Raw genomic sequence first — 17,812 nt, 5'->3', positions numbered from 1 at the left:
CGCTCCAGGTCATTCAACTGTTTGAGGTAGTCGGCGATCACAGGCTACAGTTTGAGGAACGGCAAATTCTTGCAGGCGGACATACTTCTTACGAGCAATAATAAATGGCTGCCCCCTGCGCAGATTCCATCGGTTCCAACCAAGACGTATCCTTCCGGCTAGGTTCCAAGAACTCGATCTTCCGATTCGATATAATTGTGTCGTTCCTCGGGAGATCCTATGAGTTTGTTGCCAATCAGCGCTGCCTTGCCAGCCCTTCTAAAAGCCCTGAACGAGCGGAATGAGGTGGTGCTCCAGGCACCGCCAGGCGCGGGTAAAACCACCCGAGTCCCCCTCGCTCTACTAGATGAGCCCTGGCTCCAAGGCCAGACTATCATCATGCTCGAACCTCGTCGGCTTGCTGCACGGGCTGCAGCGGAGCGTATGGCGAGCGAGCTGGGTGAGAAGGTAGGTGAGACGGTGGGCTATAGGATCCGCTTAGAGAGCAAGGTAGGCCCGCGCACCCAGATCGAGGTCGTCACAGAAGGTGTCCTGGCTCGCCGGCTGCAGGATGATCCAGCGCTAGATGGTGTAGGTGTGGTGATCTTCGACGAACACCACCTGCGCAACCTCGATTCAGACCTGGCATTGGCCCTTTGCTTGAGTGGCCGAGAACTCTTACGGGACGACCCTCCGCTGAAGCTGCTGCTCATGTCGGCGACGCTCGAAGGCGCTCGTCTTTCTAAGACCCTAAATGATGCTCCTGTGGTCAGCAGTGAAGGACGCATGCACCCTGTTTCCACGATCTGGGGTAGCCCGTACCAGCCAGGCGAGCGTGTCGATGCGCGGGTCACGGACACCTGCTTGGCCGCTATCAACGAGCAGTCAGGAAGCGTTCTGGTTTTCCTGCCTGGTCAGGCAGAGATTAGGCGGGTGGCGGAGACACTCAAAGAGGAGTTGGGCAGCCGTCCAGACGTGATCGTGTGCCCGCTGTACGGCGATCTCGACCTGAACGCACAGCGCGCTGTTATAGACCCGGCACCCAAGGGCTCCCGGAAGATCGTGCTGGCCACTAACATCGCTGAGACCAGCTTGACCATTGAAGGTGTCAGGGTGGTGGTGGACAGTGGTCTCGAGCGAGTGCCGAAGTTTGATCCTCGCAGCGGGATGACTCGACTCGACACACAGCGTATCTCGAAGGCCAGCGCTACTCAGCGAGCAGGGCGGGCAGGGCGATTGGAGCCAGGTGTCTGCTATCGCCTATGGTCGGAATCGCAGCACGAACAAATGGCAGGCTACAGCACCCCAGAGATCTTGCAGGCTGATCTTGCAGCCCTGGCTCTCCAATTGGCCCGGTGGGGAATGAAGCCGGAAGAGATGACCTGGTTCGACCAACCTCCGTCAGCCCCTTTCGGCCAAGCCAGAGACCTGCTGAAGCGGCTGGGTGCACTCAACGATGCTGGACAGCTCACACCACACGGTTCGGCCATGAGCGAGCTCCCAGCACATCCACGGATCGCCCACATGCTCATCAAAGGTAACGCGATGGGACTGGATGATTTGGCTTGCAACGTCGCCGCGCTGCTGGGTGAGAAAGACGTCCTGCGTGGAGAAGGTGCCGACCTTCACACTAGGCTGATTGCATTGTCAGGAGAGCAACATTCGCGCCGAGGCGGTGCCTCTTTTCAGCGAGTAAAGCAGTCTGCTCGGCAGTACCGATCCCTGCTCCGTGGAAGGGCCTATAGCCCCGCCAGCGAGCCCGATCACCCACGATGGGTAGGATGCCTACTGGCGTTCGCCTACCCTGACCGAATTGGCCTCCAGAGGCGTGCAAGTGCATCCGAGTACCGTCTCTCCAACGGGCGGGCTGCCGTGTTCTCAGAGCCTGATGCTCTCACCAAGCACGAGTGGCTGGTAGTGGCCGACCTGGGTAGCCGGCAAGGGCAGCGTGAGGAGCGAATCTACCTGGCAAGTGACCTTGATCCGGCCCTGTTCGATGACGAGCTGGCTTACCTTGTGAGGTTTGTCGATGAGGTCGACTGGGACGAGAGGGAAGGAGTACTCAAGGCTGAGCGGCAGTTGAAGGTGGGTCAGTTGGTGCTGTCCACAACACCTCTGCTAAATCTTGATGAGCAAACCCGTTCGCTTGCCTTGGTCAACCTGGTGAGGCGGAAAGGCATTGAGCTCCTGCCTTGGAACCCTGAGCTGCGGCAGTGGCAAGCGCGGGTCGATCTGCTGCGTCAGCTCGATCTTCAAAATGGGCAGGCAGAAACCAAGTGGCCTGATCTCAGCGATAACAACCTCCTGGACACGCTGGAGGAGTGGCTCACGCCGTATCTGAGAAAAATCACTAGGCTCAGCCAGTTCAGCCAGCTGGATCTGTCTTCGATAGTTAGAAACCTCCTGCCTTGGCCGCTCCCACAGGATTTAGAGGTTCAAGCGCCGCAGACGATTCAAGTACCTTCTGGTTCGAATATCCGCATTGATTATTCAGAGTACCCGCCAATCCTTGCTGTGCGACTACAGGAGTTGTTCGGGCTGACCGAAACGCCTCGGATTGCTCGGGGGAAACAGGCCCTGACACTGCATTTGTTGTCGCCGGCTCGGAGGCCTGTACAGGTCACCCAAGATCTTGCCAACTTCTGGCGGAGTACCTATGTGGAAGTCAAGAAAGACCTCAAAGGTAGATATCCAAAGCACTTTTGGCCAGACAATCCTTTAATCGCAGAAGCGACAGCTAAATCCAAGCCCCGAAGGTCATGAGTGTCTAAGTAATCCCCAGCCTTATTGGCGACTGGGGGAATTACCAGAAGGTTTAGAACTGCAGTAGGCTCATGCTCATGAGCAGAGGTACGCTCTCAACGACATGCACCTCTTACTCAGGGGATGCCCGAACACAAGATTTCTGGCATTCCTTTACAGCACGTCAGTCCAAAGACGATAACCAGGCTCGCCAGCCACCCCAATCGCTGATATCGGTAGCACCCACCAACCCATAGCCTTCGCAAATGAAGCCGGTTTCCCAGCGGCCGTCCTTGAGCTCTACCTTGCCCAAGCCCAAAGGAGCGGGAATTCCATTCAGGAAAGAACCCAACTCTGCGCTCGGCAGTTGCCATACCTCTACCGCGATTTCAACGCCGCCCTCAGCGACACGCACCATGGCTGGACGTTTCACCAGCCCACCCGCAAGCGCATGCAGCCGATAGTGAGGCGCGCTTGCCGTAGCCTCCAGCAGGGTGCCGCCACGTTGCTTGAGCTGCCAGTTGAGCGCCAAGCCGTCGAGATGAGCTCCGCATACGACCAACCGGGTTTGATCGTTGCGTGCAACGTTATCGGGAGCCTTACCCGCCTGGTAGGCGTTGGCAAGGCTCAGAAGGTATTGATCGGTAAACGGCCTGCCAAATAGCGTTACACCCCAAGGCAAACCGTTGGCCATGAAACCACTGGGTACGGCCACCGCGGCGTAATCGAGCAGGTTCATGAAGTTTGTGTAGTAGCCGAGTTCCGAATTGCGAAGCACGGGCTCTGCCGCGAGTTCTGCCAGCGTAACTGGCCGCCCTATGGTCGGAGTCAGCACGCAGTCGAGCCCGGCCATCACGCGGTCGCACTCGGCCTTCAGCGTTTGCATGCGGTACTGCGCGCGAAAGGTATCCACGCCTGTCACATCCGGACCTTTGGCGAGAACGGCGTGAATCACTGGCAGAACGGCCTCTGGCTGGGCGCGTGCCAGCTCTCCCACCACGCTATAACGTTCAGCGACCCAAGGCCCTTCGTATAGCAGCCGCGCCGCTTCCAGGAACGGTGAGAGATCCACAACCACCAGCTCGCCGCCCAGCGCCTTTAACCGCTCTACGGCTGCCGAGAACAGGCTTGGGCCCTCGGGGCATCCGAAGAACTGGAGGTCTTCAGCGCGAGGCACTCCGAATCGGAATGCTCTGATGTGCCCGAATGCAGATTCATCATTCCAGCTTGGGTTGGCGCGACTGTATTCGTCTTTGGGATCAAGCTCTGTAGTGAGCGCCAGAAGGCGGCTGGCCTCCGCAGCGGTAGCGGTGAAGGTAGTGACGCAATCCAATGTGCGGCATGCGGGAACAACACCGGCTGTAGAGATCAGCCCCTTGGTTGCCTTTAGCCCTACCAGATTGTTCAACGCGGCCGGGACTCGGCCTGATCCGGCGGTATCGGTGCCGAGCGCGAAAGTGGCCAATCCTAAAGCGACCGCCAGAGGCGATCCGGCGCTTGAGCCACCGGATGGGTACTCGCGTAGCACGCTGTTGGGGCACGCGCCGAAGGGCGAGCGTGTGCCGTTGAGCCCGGTGGCGAATTGATCAAGGTTCGTTTTGCCGAGTGGAACCGCGCCAAGGTCGATCAGCCTCTGAACAATGGTCGACGAACGTTCTGGCGTATAGGCATAAGCGGGGCAAGCCGCAGTCGTCGGGATGCCGGCAAGATCAATGTTGTCTTTAATGGCGAATGGAACACCGTACAGCGGCAGATCTTTGATCTGGCGGGTTTCAAGCGCCGCCAGGTAAGGCTCCAGCTCCTCGACACTGAGAAGATGGATGAACAGGTTGAAATCAGGGTTCAGCGTCTTTGCCTGCTCTCGGAGCGCCAGAATGAGGCTGCGCGGGGAGCATGTGCCGCTCAGGTAGCGCTCTCTCAGTACATCAAGTCTCAGATCGTTGTTCATGCTTTCTCTCCTTTGACCATCACCGGTTCGAGAACGATTACCCGTTGGCCCGCACGTATCGCTGAGCCAGGTTCCACCAGCACTTCGCGAACGATGCCGGAGCATGGGGCAAGCACCGGGATTTCCATCTTCATCGATTCGAGTACCACCAAAGCCGTACCTGCTGTGATGTCATCACCGACGGCTACCTGGACTTGCCATAAATTGCCGGCAATGGGGCTTTCGACACCTGTCTGGTGAGGAGGCAGGAGTGCTTCTTCAGTAGCCTGCGCCACCGCTTCATTGCTCTCGAAATGCGCTTGGCCACTGTCGATCCAGCGCTGCCTTTCCGCTGCAAATGCCGCCTGCTGCTGGCCTCTGAATGACAGGATGCTTTCTGCTTCTTGCGCCAGGAAATCCTGGTAGTCGGCCAGTCGTAATTGGCTTTGCTCGATCTGCAGGTCGAAGCGACCAAGAGGGAAATCACGACGGATGCGCAGGAGTTCCTCGGCAGTGACGGGATAGAAACGAATCTGGTCAAAGAAGCGTAGCAACCAGGGCTTGCCCGAAAAGGCGGCCACCTCTCGGTAGCGGTTCCACATCTGCAGCGTACGGCCGACGAACTGGTACCCACCCGGGCCTTCCATGCCGTAAACGCACATGTATGCGCCGCCGATTCCGACAGAGTTTTCTGCTGTCCAGGTGCGTGCCGGGTTGTATTTTGTCGTTACCAGCCGGTGCCGGGGATCCAGTGGAGTCGCCACTGGAGCACCCAGGTAGACATCCCCAAGCCCCATGACCAAATAGCTGGCGTCGAATACTGTTCGTTGAACCTCGTCCAGATTCGGCAGGTCGTTGATACGCCGGATGAACTCAAGGTTGCTCGGGCACCACGGCGCATCTTTGCGCACCGTGGTCATGTACTTTTCAATCGCCAACTGGCACGCAGGGTCGTCCCAGGACAAAGGCAAATGCACGATGCGCGAAGGCACTTGCAAGTCACCTGCGGCACACACTGCATCCCACTCGCCTGCGACAGCCTCAAGCAGGGCCGCCAGCGACAATGCCTCGGGCTGATAATGAACCTGCAGCGAACGGATGCCGGGAGTCAGATCGATCACCCCAGCCAGCTGCTTGGCTTCCAGCGCCTGCATCAAGGCATGGCCACGGAAGCGCAGAACCAGATCCAGCTCGGGAGCCCCGATCTCCAACAGAAGATGCGTATCACCCGCTACCCGTGCCACCAAGCGAGTGTCATCGCGACCGATATCCAAGACGATTGGAGACTGCAGTACGATGGCCTCGACTGAGACGGCATGGCTTTGCGCGCTGAGTAACGACGCAGTGGCAAGCTGACGGGCATGGGCAAGATCTGTCGGGACGAAGCGAACCTTGTCGCCGGCTTTGAGTTGGCCCAGCTGCCACAGGTCTGCCTCGATAACCGTCACAGGGCACACGAAACCGCCCAGGCTTGGGCCGTCTGGGCCGAGTATTACGGGCATATCCCCGGTGAAATCCACGGCACCTATGGCGTATGGGTTGTCATGGATATTGGAGGGATGAAGCCCCGCTTCCCCGCCGTCAGCACGAACCCACTCAGGTTTCGGCCCGATCAGGCGAACACCGGTACGGCTCGAGTTGAAGTGCACTTCCCAGTCGGTGGAAAAAAACGTGTCTATGTAGTGCTCAGTGAAATACTCCGGTGCGCCATGGGGGCCATAGATCACCCTGATGTGGCGAAGCGCCCCAAGTTGGGGTTGCTCAGGAAGCACTGCCCCGACAGTTTTGTCTGTCAGTGGTGCAAGGTGCAAAACATCCCCTGCACGCAGCGCACGACCACCGTGTCCGCCGAATTGACCCAAGGTAAAGGTACTTTTACTGCCGAGATAGTCCGGCACCTGAATGCCGCCGCGAACGCAGAGGTAACTCCGTGCACCGGCACCCGCTATCGTGCCCAGGCTCAGGACTGAACCCGATTTGATCAGGATCACAGCGTTCATGGCGACATCTGCGCCATCCAGCGTCACCGGCACTACCGCGCCCGTCACAACCGCGACCGCATCGGTATTGAACCGAAGGGTAGGGCCGCTCATGGTGATCTCCAATCCGGCGGCACCTTCAGGATTACCCAGGAGCTGATTGCCCAAGCGCAGGGCTCGACTGTCCATCGGGCCCGACGGCGGTACCCCGACTGCCCAGTAGCCCAAACGCCCAGGGTAGTCCTGAACACTGGTCTGGGTGCCGCCGCTCAATACTTCCAAGGTGTCGGCCTGGTAAACCAGCCCCTCAAGGCAGCGTGTCCAAGGGTGACCGCTGGTGAAGGGCTTATCGAGCAGTATTTGACGAAGGTAGTCGCGGTTGGTCTCGACCCCGTATAGCTGACTTTCGCCGAGTACCTTATGCAGGTGCAGACGGGCTTCTGCCCGGTCAGGGGCCCACGTGATGATTTTGGCAAGCATCGGATCGAAGTAGGGCGCAATCTCGCATCCTGCCTCCACCCACGTATCGATGCGCAACGCTTTGCCATCTGTCGCAGGGAAGCGGACAGCCGTCAAAAGGCCAGGGCTTGGCTGGAAGTCTTTACCCGGATCTTCGGCGTAGAGCCGTGCCTGTACAGCGTGGCCGCTAGGTACCAGGTGCGCACCTATCTCGCTCAACGGGGGCAAGTCGCCTGCAGCCAACTGGATCATCCAGCGCACCAGATCCACGCCCCAGACCTGTTCTGTCACGCCGTGCTCGACCTGCAGGCGGGTGTTCACTTCCAGAAAGTAGAAGCGCTGCTCATCGCTGTCAAAGACGAACTCGACGGTCCCTGCGCTCCGATAATTAACGGCTTTCGCGAGTTTGATCGCGGCCTCGCAAAGTGCCTCAGCCATGCCATCCGGGAGATTGGGGGCTGGGGTTTCTTCGAGTACCTTTTGATTGCGTCGCTGAACCGAACAGTCCCGAACCCCTAAGGCCAAGACCTCGCCGGCGCCGTCGCCGAAGATCTGAACTTCAAGGTGACGAGCACGTTGGATGTACTTTTCGATGAACACGCCAGCGTCGCTGAAATTGTTCTGACCTAAACGCTTGACCGTCTCAAACGCCTCGTGCAGCTCATCGGCCGAACGACATACCCGCATCCCGATCCCGCCGCCGCCGGCGGTGCTTTTCAGCATGATCGGATAGCCGACCTGGGTTGCCGCTTGTAAAGCGTCCTCAACACTGTCCAGAAGGTCGGTACCCTCCAGGAGGGATACACCCTGCTCATGTGCCAGAGCACGGGCTGTGTGTTTGAGCCCGAACAGGCGAAGTTGCTCAGGCGTCGGTCCAACGAACACGATGCCAGCAGCTTCACAGGCCTCAGCAAACGCCGCGTTTTCAGAAAGGAAGCCGTAACCTGGATGAATAGCCTGAGCGCCGCTGGCTTTCGCCGCGGCGAGAATCTTGTCTACAGCGAGATAGGTTCCAGCGGCGGCACCTTCACCAAGGCTCAGCGCCTGGTCTGCCTCAAGGATATGACGGCTGGCGACATCTGCTTCCGAGTAGACGGCAACGCCTTTGACTTCGAGTTCGCGCAATGTACGCAAAATCCGGCAGGCGATAGCCCCTCGGTTAGCTATTAACAGCGTGTTGAACATACAAACCCCTAAAGACGGCAAGTGTCCGCCTCAACTGGGTTGCGGGTCGTCCCGCAGTTTTTCGAAAGGTCGTGGGGCCGTCCCCAGACAATAGTCAGTCAGGCTTGCGGGGCGTTTCATGATGATCGTTGCGAGGCCAAACCTGGGCCGCACGGCTTTTGCAGATCATGAACAGCCAAGCTCTCCAGGTGCACAGCCAGGCTTTCATTCCCATATCAATAACTCTGCCGGGGTGGGGTTGTAGCCATTGCATGGATTGTTCAATTGAGGACAGTTGGAGATCAGTACGATCACATCCATCTCTGCACGCAGTTGTACGTACTTGCCCGGAGCGGAGATGCCGTCCTCGAACGTGAGTCCACCGTCTGGAGTGACAGGCACGTTCATGAAAAAGTTGATGTTTGGACTGATATCTCGTTTGCCTAATCGGCCATCGTGGCAACAGGCCCGCAAGTAGTTGTCACGGCAGCTGTGCATATGGCGCTTATCAAGCGCATAACGGACGGTATTGCTTTCTTGTGCGCACGCTCCACCCAGCGTGTCATGACGGCCACAGTTGTCTTCGAGGATGGTCAGCAGGGGCCGGCCGAGGTTCGAGTAGAGCACGCTGCCCACGCCGAGATACACATTGTTCTGCCGACGAAGCGTGCGCTGCACGTCATATCGCTCGCGTGGATCAGTCGCACTGTAGAACAGAGTATCAATGGCCTGATTACCTTCCAGGTCCAGAATCCGGAGTGTTTGACCTGCTTTGACTTCGGTCAGCCAAGGTTCGCCAGCGGGAATCGTGGCTCGATAAATGGCGGCTTCTGGATTGAGATTGGCTGTCATGGAAGAGTCCTCAGGCGAACAAACGGTCGGTATTGGTAAAGCCGCGCTGATTTTCAGGGCGCGAAGTGCGGCAATGCTCTGCGACACTGGCATCCGCATTCATGAAGGTGAGTTGAACGGGTTTAGGGGAGTATTCGCTTGCCGGATCCATCGGATGCTGCAAGGCGGTGATGATGAACAGCGTGTCCATCGGCGCGTACAGCTCAATGCAATCGCCTGCCTTGGAGTTTCCCTGAGCGAAGCTCAGCCCGCCGTTGTCATCCACGTCAACCCGGCTAAACAGATTCAAGACCATGGATAAGTCAGTCAGACCCAGATCCCATTTGCCCATTTCGACCAGAAGGTTGTCTGCGCCGTTACGGAAGAAACCATTCCGTAATTCCTGGTAGCGTCCTTGACCGTACTTTTCCTCCACCTCAGCCGCGCACAGGACGCCGCCAATGCTGTCGCTCCACCCACAGGTATCGCGAGTGATAGCCGCCAGTACACGGCCCATGTCCGAGTACAAGCAATGGCCCGCAGTCAGCTTGGCCGTGTGCTGACCTTTGAGGCTGTCAGGCAGATTCAGCCGCTCGCTTTTTTCGTTCGCGTTGAACAGCATGAGGCTGACGTTAGCGCCGCCTTCCAGGTCCGTCAGGCGCAGCAGTTGACCGCGTTTGAGAACGAAGGAAAGGTGGCCTCCACCTGGCAATAGTTCGTTGGAGAAAACGGTACTTTCACTCATGGGAATACCTCAACATCAGTTAGTGAGAGCCTGGCCGTGCCGAGGCTATGGTCAGTTGCGCCTCGCTACGCTTCGCGTTTAGCGGCAGATCATAGGTAATGCGGGCGCCATAAGCGTTTGGGGCATGGGGGTCAACGCGAACCTTGTCGAACACCATCAACCGAGTGCCCAGGCTGAACCCCTCGCGAAGGTCATGAGTGACCATGAACACGGTTAGTCGAGTCTCACGCCAAAGTTCCAGCAGCAGTGTGTACATGTCTTTGCGGATACCTGGATCAAGCGCGCCAAACGGCTCGTCCAGCAGGAGCACGCGGGGCTTCATGATCAAGGCTTGAGCGATGGCAAGCCGTTGCTGCATGCCGCCAGACAGTTGCGATGGGTATTTTTCCAACGCGTGGCCAAGCCCTACCTTGGCGAGCAGTTGCGCGGCCTCCTCCCTTGCGAGCCGTTTACGCTGTCCGAACAGGCGTCCTGTCAAAGGGGCGTTGGGAAGCTCCAGCCCCAGAGCCACGTTGTCCAGCACATTCAAGTGCGGGAATACGGAGTAGCGTTGGAACACAACCCCTCGGCTAGGATCGGGGTCAGCGGCCAGCGGCCGACCCTCCAGCAGGATCTCACCTTTGCTGGCTCTTTCCTGACCCAGCAGTAGGCGTAGAAAAGTGGATTTGCCACAGCCAGATGTTCCGACCATGGTGCAAAACTCGCCCTCTGCGATGCTCAGATTCAGGCCTTCCAGCACGACGTGATCGCCGTATTGCTGCCATACGTTATTCACTTGAATGAAGCTCACGAACGGGCCCCCTCATACCATGGGAAAGCACGGTGGGTGAGGCTCTTGAGTGCCCAATCCATTAGCCAGGCCAGGAGTGTGATCCACACGACGTAGGGCAGGATGACGTCCATCGCCATATAACGACGCACGAGAAAAATCCGATATCCCAACCCGCCTTCCGAAGCGATGGCCTCGGCTGCGATAAGAAACAGCCATGCAGAGCCCAACACCAAACGCAGTGAAATGAGCAGGCGAGGAAGCAATTGAGGAAGTACCACTCGCAAGATCAGCGTCCAGGTCGACGAACCCAATGTCTGAGCCTTGATGAGAAGCTCTACCGGTATTTCCCGTGCACGTTGTTCAAGATCCCGTGCCAGGATCGGCGTTATCCCTATAACAATCAGCATGACCTTGGAGAGCTCGCCGAGGCCGAAGACAATGAAGAGGATCGGCAAGATCGCCAGTGGCGGCACCATGGACAGCACCACCAGGAGTGGCGACAACGTAGCCCCGAACAGCGGTAATGTGCCTGATGCGATACCCAGGCACAGCCCCACCAGAGCGCTTACGGCCAAGCCAATCGCCAAGCGCTGCAGACTGGACGCCGTGTCCTGCCAGAGAAGATATCCCCCGCTGCGTTTGTCCTCCGTAAAGGCCATGCGCTTGACCGCATCGGTCATTTGCACCGCACTCGGTAGCAGCTTGTCATTCGGGTTGTCCGCAAACCTTTGCGCTGATCCCAGGAAGTAGGCACCCAGCAACAATACGAACGGAAGGATCACCAGCAGCAGTCGCGTAGGGCGATCAGGGTGACGGTTAATCAGCTGCATAGTGCGAGCTCCTGATCACAGGCTGCCGTCGACGGCCATCTGTACGTAGCCCGGATCGAAGCGCAATTTGATATTGCCCTTGTCTCCGCGGATGACGTCATGAGCGAAGCTCATGCCCACGGCGCTACTGTCCTTTGCTCCTTCCCCGAGCAGACCGTGCTCGAAGGAAAAGCCAGCCACCTTGGCCATGGTCTTGGGAAGCTCAGGGCTGTTCGCAAAATCCAGAGTTTCCTTGGGGGTGTAGAACAGCTGTGTCGTTGCCAATTGCGATTTGAAACCGGCCAGATCAGTCCCGGAGGCTTTGGCCATATGCTCAAGCGCAGCATCGCCGGCAGCGCTTTTACTGTTCATCAGTTCCATGACTTCAAACCAGGCGCCGGTCAGCACTTTCCCCAGGGCAGGGTTGTCCTTCAGCGTTTGGGTGTTGACGACCATCATGTCCAGGATTTCGCCGGGAATCTTGCTGGAGTCGAAGACTTCGGTGACCCCTGGCTTGGCCTTGATGTCGGCAAGCATGGGGTTCCAGGTGGTGACGGCTTGCACGTTGTCGGTGTTGAAGGCTGCAGATATATCCGCATCCGAAGTGTTGACGACCTTCAGGTCTTTCTCGCGCAGATCGACAGTATCGAGGGCTCGGGCCAGTAGGTAGTGGGATACGGACAGCTCAACGAGATTGACGTCCATGCCCTTGAGATCAGCAACCGTTTTACCGGTGCCTTTGATGACGATGCCGTCATTCCCGTTAGAAAAATCGCTGACTATCAGCGCAGTGCTGTCGACACCACCGGCAGCGGGGATGGTCAGGGCATCCATGTTGGTCATGGTGCAGCCGTCGAACTGGCCTGCGGTGTACTGATTGATAGACTCGACGTAGTCGTTGAGTTGAGTGACCTTGACGTGAATACCGTATTTTTTGGCCCACTTGTCGACGACGCCTTGAGCCTGTGCATATTCCCAAGGCATCCAGCCCGCATAGATCGTCCAGCACACATTAAAATCCGTCTTCGCAGCGGCGTGGGAAGACGTGCTCGTCAACAGGGCAAGACCTGCTGCAAGGCAGGCGGAGAGAAGAGGATTTCTCATGGTAGGACTCCAGTTGAGGGTGGACGGGCAGGGAGCAGCGCAACACCTGTGCAACGAGGTGGTCTGTCTCCCGGGCTTTTATCCCGCCGTGTAACCTCAACCAGAGGTCGTCAGCTCTCGGCCCAGACGCTCACTTTTCAGTGAGCCGGAACCCTAGCCAACCATTTTCAAATTGTGGTGCGCTCAGCATTGGCTGCTCCTGCACGCTCACATCAATGCGAGAAGCATGCCAATCAATAATAGGTCTGCAAATCCTGCTCAGACCCGAAGGGTTACGCTGTGGCTCATGGCGCCGCAGGTTTCTGGCATGAACGAAAAGAAGAGTTTCAGCATGCGTGCCTGCACCAAAATCAGAACCCTTGCCCTTCTTTGGAGCGGTCCTGAACGCGCCAGCAGTCGAGACGAACGCCCGGCAAACGCGTAAATAGTCGCAGGCACTGTACTTCCCTTTAGGCGCAGGGTGTGCCCGCGAACAAGGGCGACGCGGTGGCTCAGTCAGCCCGCGTCATCGTTTTCGCGGGCAAGCCCTGCTCCTGCAGGCGTTCTGCGTTAATGCGGCGCCGGCAGCAGAAACCGCGCCACCAGCGGCAGGTGATCGGAGATCTTCAACGTATCGTCCTGGCGCACCTGCGCCTCCACCCGGCGCATCTTCGCGCTGTAGAAGAAGTAGTCCAGCGTCCGATCCGGGGCGCTGACGGCGGGGTTGTTCGGGTAGAAAGTCAGCCACTGTTCACGGTCGATGCCGCTGGCCTCGTTGTTGCTCGGCACCATCGGGTACTTGTCCCACAGCACATGCAGTTCGCTGTCCGCCGAATAGCCGCCGCGCAAGTTGGCCGGCAGGCGCAGGTACTGGCCCAGCGGCAGCAGGTTGAAATCCCCGCCGATCAGCCAGGGCGTCCCCTGGCTTTCGAGTTTGTCCAGCAACCGGGTGGTTGCCTGGACCTGGCGCAACGGGGTCTCGTCCTGGGTAAAGGGCGCCAGTTGGGTATTGATCACCGCCAACTGATCGCCATTGCTCAAGGGCAGGTAATTGAGCAGCAGCGCCTGGCGAGGCTGGAACTGGCGCTCTATCAGGTTGGCTGGCGCCAGAGGCAGTTGCAGGCGTTCGGCATGTTCGACCTGGTAGCGGCTGAGGATCGCCAGTTTGCGGCCGACGCTGCCGAGGATATGCCAGTTGGGCACGAAGTCGGCTTTCCAGTCGAAGGCCTGCGTGCTGCACGGATAGAGGTCGGCGACCCGCTCCTGGAGCAGCTTGAGCTGATCCTGGTAGGCACTGGCCTTGGCATTGTCATCGAGTTCCTGCAGCAGTACGAGATCCGGCTGCTCGTCGCGAATCACCCGGGACACCTCATCGAGGCTGAAGGCCATGTCGGCCGGTGTCGGGCGTTCATCCTTGCCGCTGCCGTCGGCCATGTCGTACCAGAACACGTAGCGCTTGCCGGCCAGGTACTGGACGTTCCAGGTCATCACCTTGAGTGCCTGGCCTGCGACCAGCACCGGTGCTTGGGCCGTGCAACTGACCGGCAGGATTTCCTTGGCGGCGGGCCGCCAGGTCAGGCTGTAGAGGGAAAGGCCGAGCACGGTGGCGACAAGGGCCAGGCCCAGCAAGGTGTAACGTAATAAACGGATCATGGGCACGGCTTATGACGTTGCAGTTGGTGTAGGAGCATATCCGACGTCCTGTCAGTGATCAGCCCCTGTCCTCAGGGTTGTCCGGTTAGTGCCGGTCAGCTTTTTCGCTGAGCAGCATATATAGCCGGAACAGTACGACGCTGGTGAAAAGTTGTAAAAAACTGTGGGCGCTGTCGATGACCAGGGTCAGCAGCGGATTCTGCGGCTCCGGATACAGGTTGGCGCTGATCCCCTTGAGCAGCCACAGCGGCGCCATGACGCAGAGAATGCAGGTGAAGGTTAGCCAGAAATTCCCGCGACACAACATGAAGCTCTCTTTCAACGCCCGCAGCGGCTCGCTCCGGTTTAACACCAGCCGGTACTCGGCGAAGGCCAGGACCACGGTCAGCCAGATACCGGGCAGAAAGAACAACGACAAGCCCAGCACGATTGCCACGGTGGTGGTCGCGGCCAGCAGGGCCATGCGCGGCCACAGGGTCAGGGCGGCGGCCAGCAGCACGCGGTTGCTGGGCGCTTCTCCTCGGGTACGGGCATCCAGGAACAGGATCAGCGCCGCGGTGTACAGCGGGTACACCACCAGCCCGGCCAACAGGTCGTAGATGGGCGGGGCGTCGGGGCCGATGGCATTGTCCAGCAGTTGCTGGAGCACCGTTTCGAGCACCACCAGGGGCAGGCAGAGCAGGGCGATCCGCCCCAGGTTGCGGCGGAAGAAATAGAAGGAGTCGCGTAATACGGTGAACGGAGTCATGGGATCGCTATCAAGATCAAAGCAAGGCGACACTTTAACCGATACTCAAATGTAAACGTTGCGTAAGGATCATTGAAACTTCCAGCAACAACCCCATAACTGATGTACGTCCCTGCCACGTCGGCCCGGACGACCGATTTCTACCCGGCAATCTGATGAGGTCGCCATGAATAGCGAAGAGCAAACCCTGATCGATGGACTGTTTTCACGGTTGCAACAAGCCGAAAAGGATTCAGCCCCGCGTGACGCCCTGGCCGAAGCGCGGATCAAGGAGCATCTGACGCGCCAACCGGCTGCGCCGTACTACATGACTCAATCGATTCTGGTGCAAGAGCACGCGATCAAGAGTCTCGACGAGCAGAACAAGCAACTCCAGGCCCAAGTCCAGCAACTTCAGGCTGAACTGCAACAGGCCCGTTCCCAGGGCTCGGCACCGGCAGCGAGCAGCGGCGGGTTCCTGTCGAGCCTCTTCGGTGGTGGCAGTCGCGAGCAGGCCCCGGCCCCCGCACCGAGCAGTTCCGGCAGCGGTTGGCGTGAGCCTGCACGGCCGGCCTTCAATGCGCCGCCGCAGCAGAACTACAACTCGCAGCCCAACTACGCACCGCAACAGGCCCCTGCGGCAGCGCCGATCGGTAGCGGGTTCCTCGGTGGCGCGTTGAAAACCGCTGCTGGCGTTGCCGGTGGTGTGATGTTGGCCGAAGGCATCAGCAGCCTGTTCCATCACAACCAGCAACCCTCGCAAGTCATCGAGGAAATCATCGAGCCCAGCCCGATGAGCAACAACGATGGCTGGGGTGGTAATAACGGTGGCGGCTGGAACGACGAGCCGCGCATGGCCAACAACGACTCCTGGGGCAATAACGACCAGGGCGGTTTCCTCGACAGCGACGACAGCTCTTTCTCTGACGACGATTCCTACGTCTGATCCTTCGCGATTCCGGGGCGCCCATGCGCCCCGGACTGCCTGTTGAACCGCACGAAAACCTTGCGCCCCGACCGTTTCCGACACGCGTCAGGCGGCGATTGTTCGCGGACTCCTCCCCCATGCTGTCATACTAGGCGCCAGCTCGCTCTCGAGTGTCTGTCAGCCCGTCAGTGCGCGTCTGCGCCATGAGGATTCGCGGTGAAGAAAATCGCAGTGTTCGCCGATGTGCAGAACCTCTACTACACCGTCCGCCAGGCCTACGGTTGTCACTTCAACTATGCCGCCCTGTGGGCCGATATCCGCCAACGCGGGGAGATCGTCGAGGCGTATGCCTATGCGATCGACCGGGGCGACAGCAAGCAGCAGCAATTCCAGCAGATCCTGCGCAACCTGGGCTTCACGGTGAAACTCAAACCGTACATCCAGCGCAGCGACGGTTCGGCCAAGGGCGACTGGGACGTGGGCATCACCATCGACATCATGGACGCCGCGCCGAACGTCGACGAAGTGGTGCTGGCTTCCGGCGATGGCGATTTCGACCTGCTGCTTGAACGCATTATCGGCAAGCACGGAGTCGAGGCGGTGGCCTATGGCGTGCCGGGGCTGACGGCCAACTCGCTGATTCGCGCAGCGAGCCGCTATGTGCCGATCGAAGGCGCGTTGCTGCTGAAAAACTGAACAACCGATTATTGAAAGGGCAGGGCTTTTGGAACGTATTGCGGTCATCGACTTTGAAACCACGGGGATCTCGCCGAGCAGCAGTTGCCGGGCGACGGAAATCGCCGTGGTCATCCTGGAAGAAGGGCGCATTGTCGACCGTTACCAGAGCCTGATGAATGCCGGCGTGCGTGTGCCGGCGTTCATCGAACAACTGACCGGCATCAGCAACGCCATGTTGCGCACGGCGGCGCCTGCCGAGCAGGTGATGAACGAGGTCAACGAATTTGTCGGCATCACGCCTCTGCTGGCGCACAACGCGGCGTTCGACCAGAAGTTCTGGGACTACGAACTGTCGCGTATCAAACGCACCCGGCTGCAGAACTTCGCCTGCTCGCTGCTGCTGGCGCGCCGCCTGATGCCGTCGGCGCCTAACCACAAGCTCGGCACCCTGACCACTTATGCACAGCTGCCGAATACCGGCAAGGCGCACCGGGCCATGGCCGATGCCGAGATGGCGGCGAACCTGCTGGCGCATATGGCGGGGGAGTTGCGTGACAGGCACGGGCTGCGGGAATTGTCCCATGACCTGCTGTGCAAACTACAGAAGGTGCCGGCGGCGAAGGTGGGGGAGCATTTGAAGCGGTATCGGGGTGTCTGAAACAGCCGGTCAAGTGCGTTTCCTGGCCTGCTCATACACGGCGCTACGCTCTCGTTTGCCTATCGCCAGTACGACAACGACGATTCGTTCATCTTCGACACGGTAGACGAGTCGGTATCCTGCTGCGCGCAACTTGATCTTGTAGCAGTCCTTAAGCCCATGTAGTGCATCACTTTGCACGCGTGGTGCATGCCGACGCTCTTCCAGTTTGCGCAGCAATTGCAATCGAAGAGCCGTGTCCAGGCTACGCAGCTCCTTTAAGGCCTTGGGATCCCATTCAACACTGTATTCAGCGCCCATCTTCGAGATCGGCCTGAGCTTCAGCAATCAAATCGTCTAAAGAGATCTGCACTGGCGTTTCATTGGCTTCGATGCGCTCTCTGGCCAATTGAGCCAGTTCCAGGTCATCCAGTCGCTCCATTAGTGCTTCGAACACGTCAGCAGGTACCATGTAACCCATGACACGGTTATGGTTGAGCACGGCCACAGGTTCTCCCCCTGCGCCATTCAACACGGCGGACGGATTCTTCTTGAGCTCGGAGACGCTGACAACCATCTTGCTCAAAACGCTTTGCATAATAAGGACTCCTTGATCGGTCTTTATTTTGGTCTTTATTTCGCTGCCGATCAATGTTCGTACCTCACCGTCAGTCGTCTGCAGAGGTAGGGATAGTATGA

Annotated in this window: 15 protein-coding genes and 1 riboswitch; of the genes, 4 read left to right on the top strand and 11 right to left on the bottom strand. The window is 58.7% G+C overall.

Annotated features, from left to right (window positions below):
• The first annotated feature begins 219 nt into the window (after window positions 1-219).
• Complete coding sequence (gene hrpB, locus BLU37_RS03470) at window positions 220-2,742, top strand: ATP-dependent helicase HrpB (protein ID WP_090202302.1); 2,523 nt, start codon at window positions 220-222, stop codon at window positions 2,740-2,742.
• Window positions 2,743-2,905: 163 nt separating this feature from the next.
• Here hrpB and atzF read toward each other — a convergent pair whose 3' ends face one another.
• From atzF to BLU37_RS03425, 9 genes are all read right to left on the bottom strand, one after another.
• On the bottom strand, window positions 2,906-4,669 hold the full coding sequence (gene atzF / locus BLU37_RS03465) for an allophanate hydrolase (RefSeq protein WP_090202300.1): 1,764 nt from the start codon (window positions 4,667-4,669) through the stop codon (window positions 2,906-2,908).
• The gene (gene uca, locus BLU37_RS03460; RefSeq protein ID WP_090202298.1) at window positions 4,666-8,271 is read right to left on the bottom strand and encodes an urea carboxylase; all 3,606 of its coding nucleotides are present in this window, start codon (window positions 8,269-8,271) and stop codon (window positions 4,666-4,668) included. Before uca ends, atzF begins: the two co-directional genes overlap by 4 nt.
• Window positions 8,272-8,475: 204 nt before the next feature.
• Window positions 8,476-9,102 (bottom strand): urea amidolyase associated protein UAAP2, encoded by a 627-nt coding sequence (locus BLU37_RS03455; protein WP_010448438.1) that lies wholly within the window; start codon window positions 9,100-9,102, stop codon window positions 8,476-8,478.
• A 10-nt stretch (window positions 9,103-9,112) separates the two neighbouring features.
• Window positions 9,113-9,826 (bottom strand): urea amidolyase associated protein UAAP1, encoded by a 714-nt coding sequence (locus BLU37_RS03450; protein WP_090202296.1) that lies wholly within the window; start codon window positions 9,824-9,826, stop codon window positions 9,113-9,115.
• Window positions 9,827-9,845: 19 nt separating this feature from the next.
• Window positions 9,846-10,616, bottom strand: coding sequence for an ABC transporter ATP-binding protein (locus BLU37_RS03445; protein WP_090202295.1), 771 nt, complete (start codon window positions 10,614-10,616; stop codon window positions 9,846-9,848).
• Complete coding sequence (locus BLU37_RS03440) at window positions 10,613-11,428, bottom strand: ABC transporter permease (RefSeq protein WP_029534211.1); 816 nt, start codon at window positions 11,426-11,428, stop codon at window positions 10,613-10,615. Before BLU37_RS03440 ends, BLU37_RS03445 begins: the two co-directional genes overlap by 4 nt.
• A 15-nt stretch (window positions 11,429-11,443) precedes the next feature.
• Window positions 11,444-12,511: a putative urea ABC transporter substrate-binding protein gene (locus BLU37_RS03435; protein ID WP_029534212.1), complete on the bottom strand. Its 1,068-nt coding sequence runs from the start codon at window positions 12,509-12,511 to the stop codon at window positions 11,444-11,446.
• 65 nt (window positions 12,512-12,576) lie between these two features.
• Window positions 12,577-12,679: riboswitch (guanidine-I (ykkC/yxkD leader) on the bottom strand.
• A 381-nt stretch (window positions 12,680-13,060) separates the two neighbouring features.
• Window positions 13,061-14,143 carry an endonuclease/exonuclease/phosphatase family protein gene (locus BLU37_RS03430; RefSeq protein ID WP_090202293.1) on the bottom strand — a complete coding sequence of 361 codons (1,083 nt, stop codon included), beginning with the start codon at window positions 14,141-14,143 and terminating at the stop codon, window positions 13,061-13,063.
• 85 nt (window positions 14,144-14,228) lie between these two features.
• A complete protein-coding gene (locus BLU37_RS03425) occupies window positions 14,229-14,891 on the bottom strand; it encodes a YciC family protein (RefSeq protein WP_090202291.1) in 663 nt (220 codons plus the stop codon).
• A gap of 166 nt (window positions 14,892-15,057) precedes the next feature.
• Here BLU37_RS03425 and BLU37_RS03420 point away from each other — a divergent pair, with 166 nt between their 5' ends.
• The 3 genes from BLU37_RS03420 (at window position 15,058) to BLU37_RS03410 (ending at window position 17,134) form a co-directional block, all read left to right on the top strand.
• On the top strand, window positions 15,058-15,816 hold the full coding sequence (locus BLU37_RS03420) for a DUF2076 domain-containing protein (RefSeq protein ID WP_090202288.1): 759 nt from the start codon (window positions 15,058-15,060) through the stop codon (window positions 15,814-15,816).
• Between the two features lie 198 nt (window positions 15,817-16,014).
• Window positions 16,015-16,494, top strand: coding sequence for a LabA-like NYN domain-containing protein (locus BLU37_RS03415; RefSeq protein ID WP_010448453.1), 480 nt, complete (start codon window positions 16,015-16,017; stop codon window positions 16,492-16,494).
• 28 nt (window positions 16,495-16,522) lie between these two features.
• A complete protein-coding gene (locus tag BLU37_RS03410) occupies window positions 16,523-17,134 on the top strand; it encodes a 3'-5' exonuclease (protein WP_090202285.1) in 612 nt (203 codons plus the stop codon).
• Between the two features lie 9 nt (window positions 17,135-17,143).
• On the opposite strand, the gene BLU37_RS03405 is transcribed toward BLU37_RS03410, so the two are convergent.
• Window positions 17,144-17,434, bottom strand: coding sequence for a type II toxin-antitoxin system RelE family toxin (locus BLU37_RS03405; protein WP_090202283.1), 291 nt, complete (start codon window positions 17,432-17,434; stop codon window positions 17,144-17,146).
• Complete coding sequence (locus BLU37_RS03400; protein WP_090202280.1) at window positions 17,424-17,711, bottom strand: type II toxin-antitoxin system Phd/YefM family antitoxin; 288 nt, start codon at window positions 17,709-17,711, stop codon at window positions 17,424-17,426. The genes BLU37_RS03405 and BLU37_RS03400 overlap by 11 nt, the downstream gene beginning before the upstream one ends.
• Window positions 17,712-17,812 lie beyond the last annotated feature (101 nt).

Origin of the sequence: Pseudomonas asplenii (genome assembly GCF_900105475.1) — a bacterium.
Taxonomy (GTDB): domain Bacteria; phylum Pseudomonadota; class Gammaproteobacteria; order Pseudomonadales; family Pseudomonadaceae; genus Aquipseudomonas; species Aquipseudomonas asplenii.
The sequence above is the reverse complement of the archived record's forward strand: the minus strand, read 5'-3'. Positions and strand labels throughout refer to the sequence as shown.

Coding starts and splice junctions, on each gene's coding strand:
- hrpB (WP_090202302.1), top strand. CDS start 220: ATGAGTTTGTTGCCAATCAGCGCTGCCTTGCCAGCCCTTCTAAAAGCC.
- atzF (WP_090202300.1), bottom strand. CDS start 4,669: ATGAACAACGATCTGAGACTTGATGTACTGAGAGAGCGCTACCTGAGC.
- uca (WP_090202298.1), bottom strand. CDS start 8,271: ATGTTCAACACGCTGTTAATAGCTAACCGAGGGGCTATCGCCTGCCGG.
- BLU37_RS03455 (WP_010448438.1), bottom strand. CDS start 9,102: ATGACAGCCAATCTCAATCCAGAAGCCGCCATTTATCGAGCCACGATT.
- BLU37_RS03450 (WP_090202296.1), bottom strand. CDS start 9,826: ATGAGTGAAAGTACCGTTTTCTCCAACGAACTATTGCCAGGTGGAGGC.
- BLU37_RS03440 (WP_029534211.1), bottom strand. CDS start 11,428: ATGCAGCTGATTAACCGTCACCCTGATCGCCCTACGCGACTGCTGCTG.
- BLU37_RS03435 (WP_029534212.1), bottom strand. CDS start 12,511: ATGAGAAATCCTCTTCTCTCCGCCTGCCTTGCAGCAGGTCTTGCCCTG.
- BLU37_RS03430 (WP_090202293.1), bottom strand. CDS start 14,143: ATGATCCGTTTATTACGTTACACCTTGCTGGGCCTGGCCCTTGTCGCC.
- BLU37_RS03425 (WP_090202291.1), bottom strand. CDS start 14,891: ATGACTCCGTTCACCGTATTACGCGACTCCTTCTATTTCTTCCGCCGC.
- BLU37_RS03420 (WP_090202288.1), top strand. CDS start 15,058: ATGAATAGCGAAGAGCAAACCCTGATCGATGGACTGTTTTCACGGTTG.
- BLU37_RS03405 (WP_090202283.1), bottom strand. CDS start 17,434: ATGGGCGCTGAATACAGTGTTGAATGGGATCCCAAGGCCTTAAAGGAG.
- BLU37_RS03400 (WP_090202280.1), bottom strand. CDS start 17,711: ATGCAAAGCGTTTTGAGCAAGATGGTTGTCAGCGTCTCCGAGCTCAAG.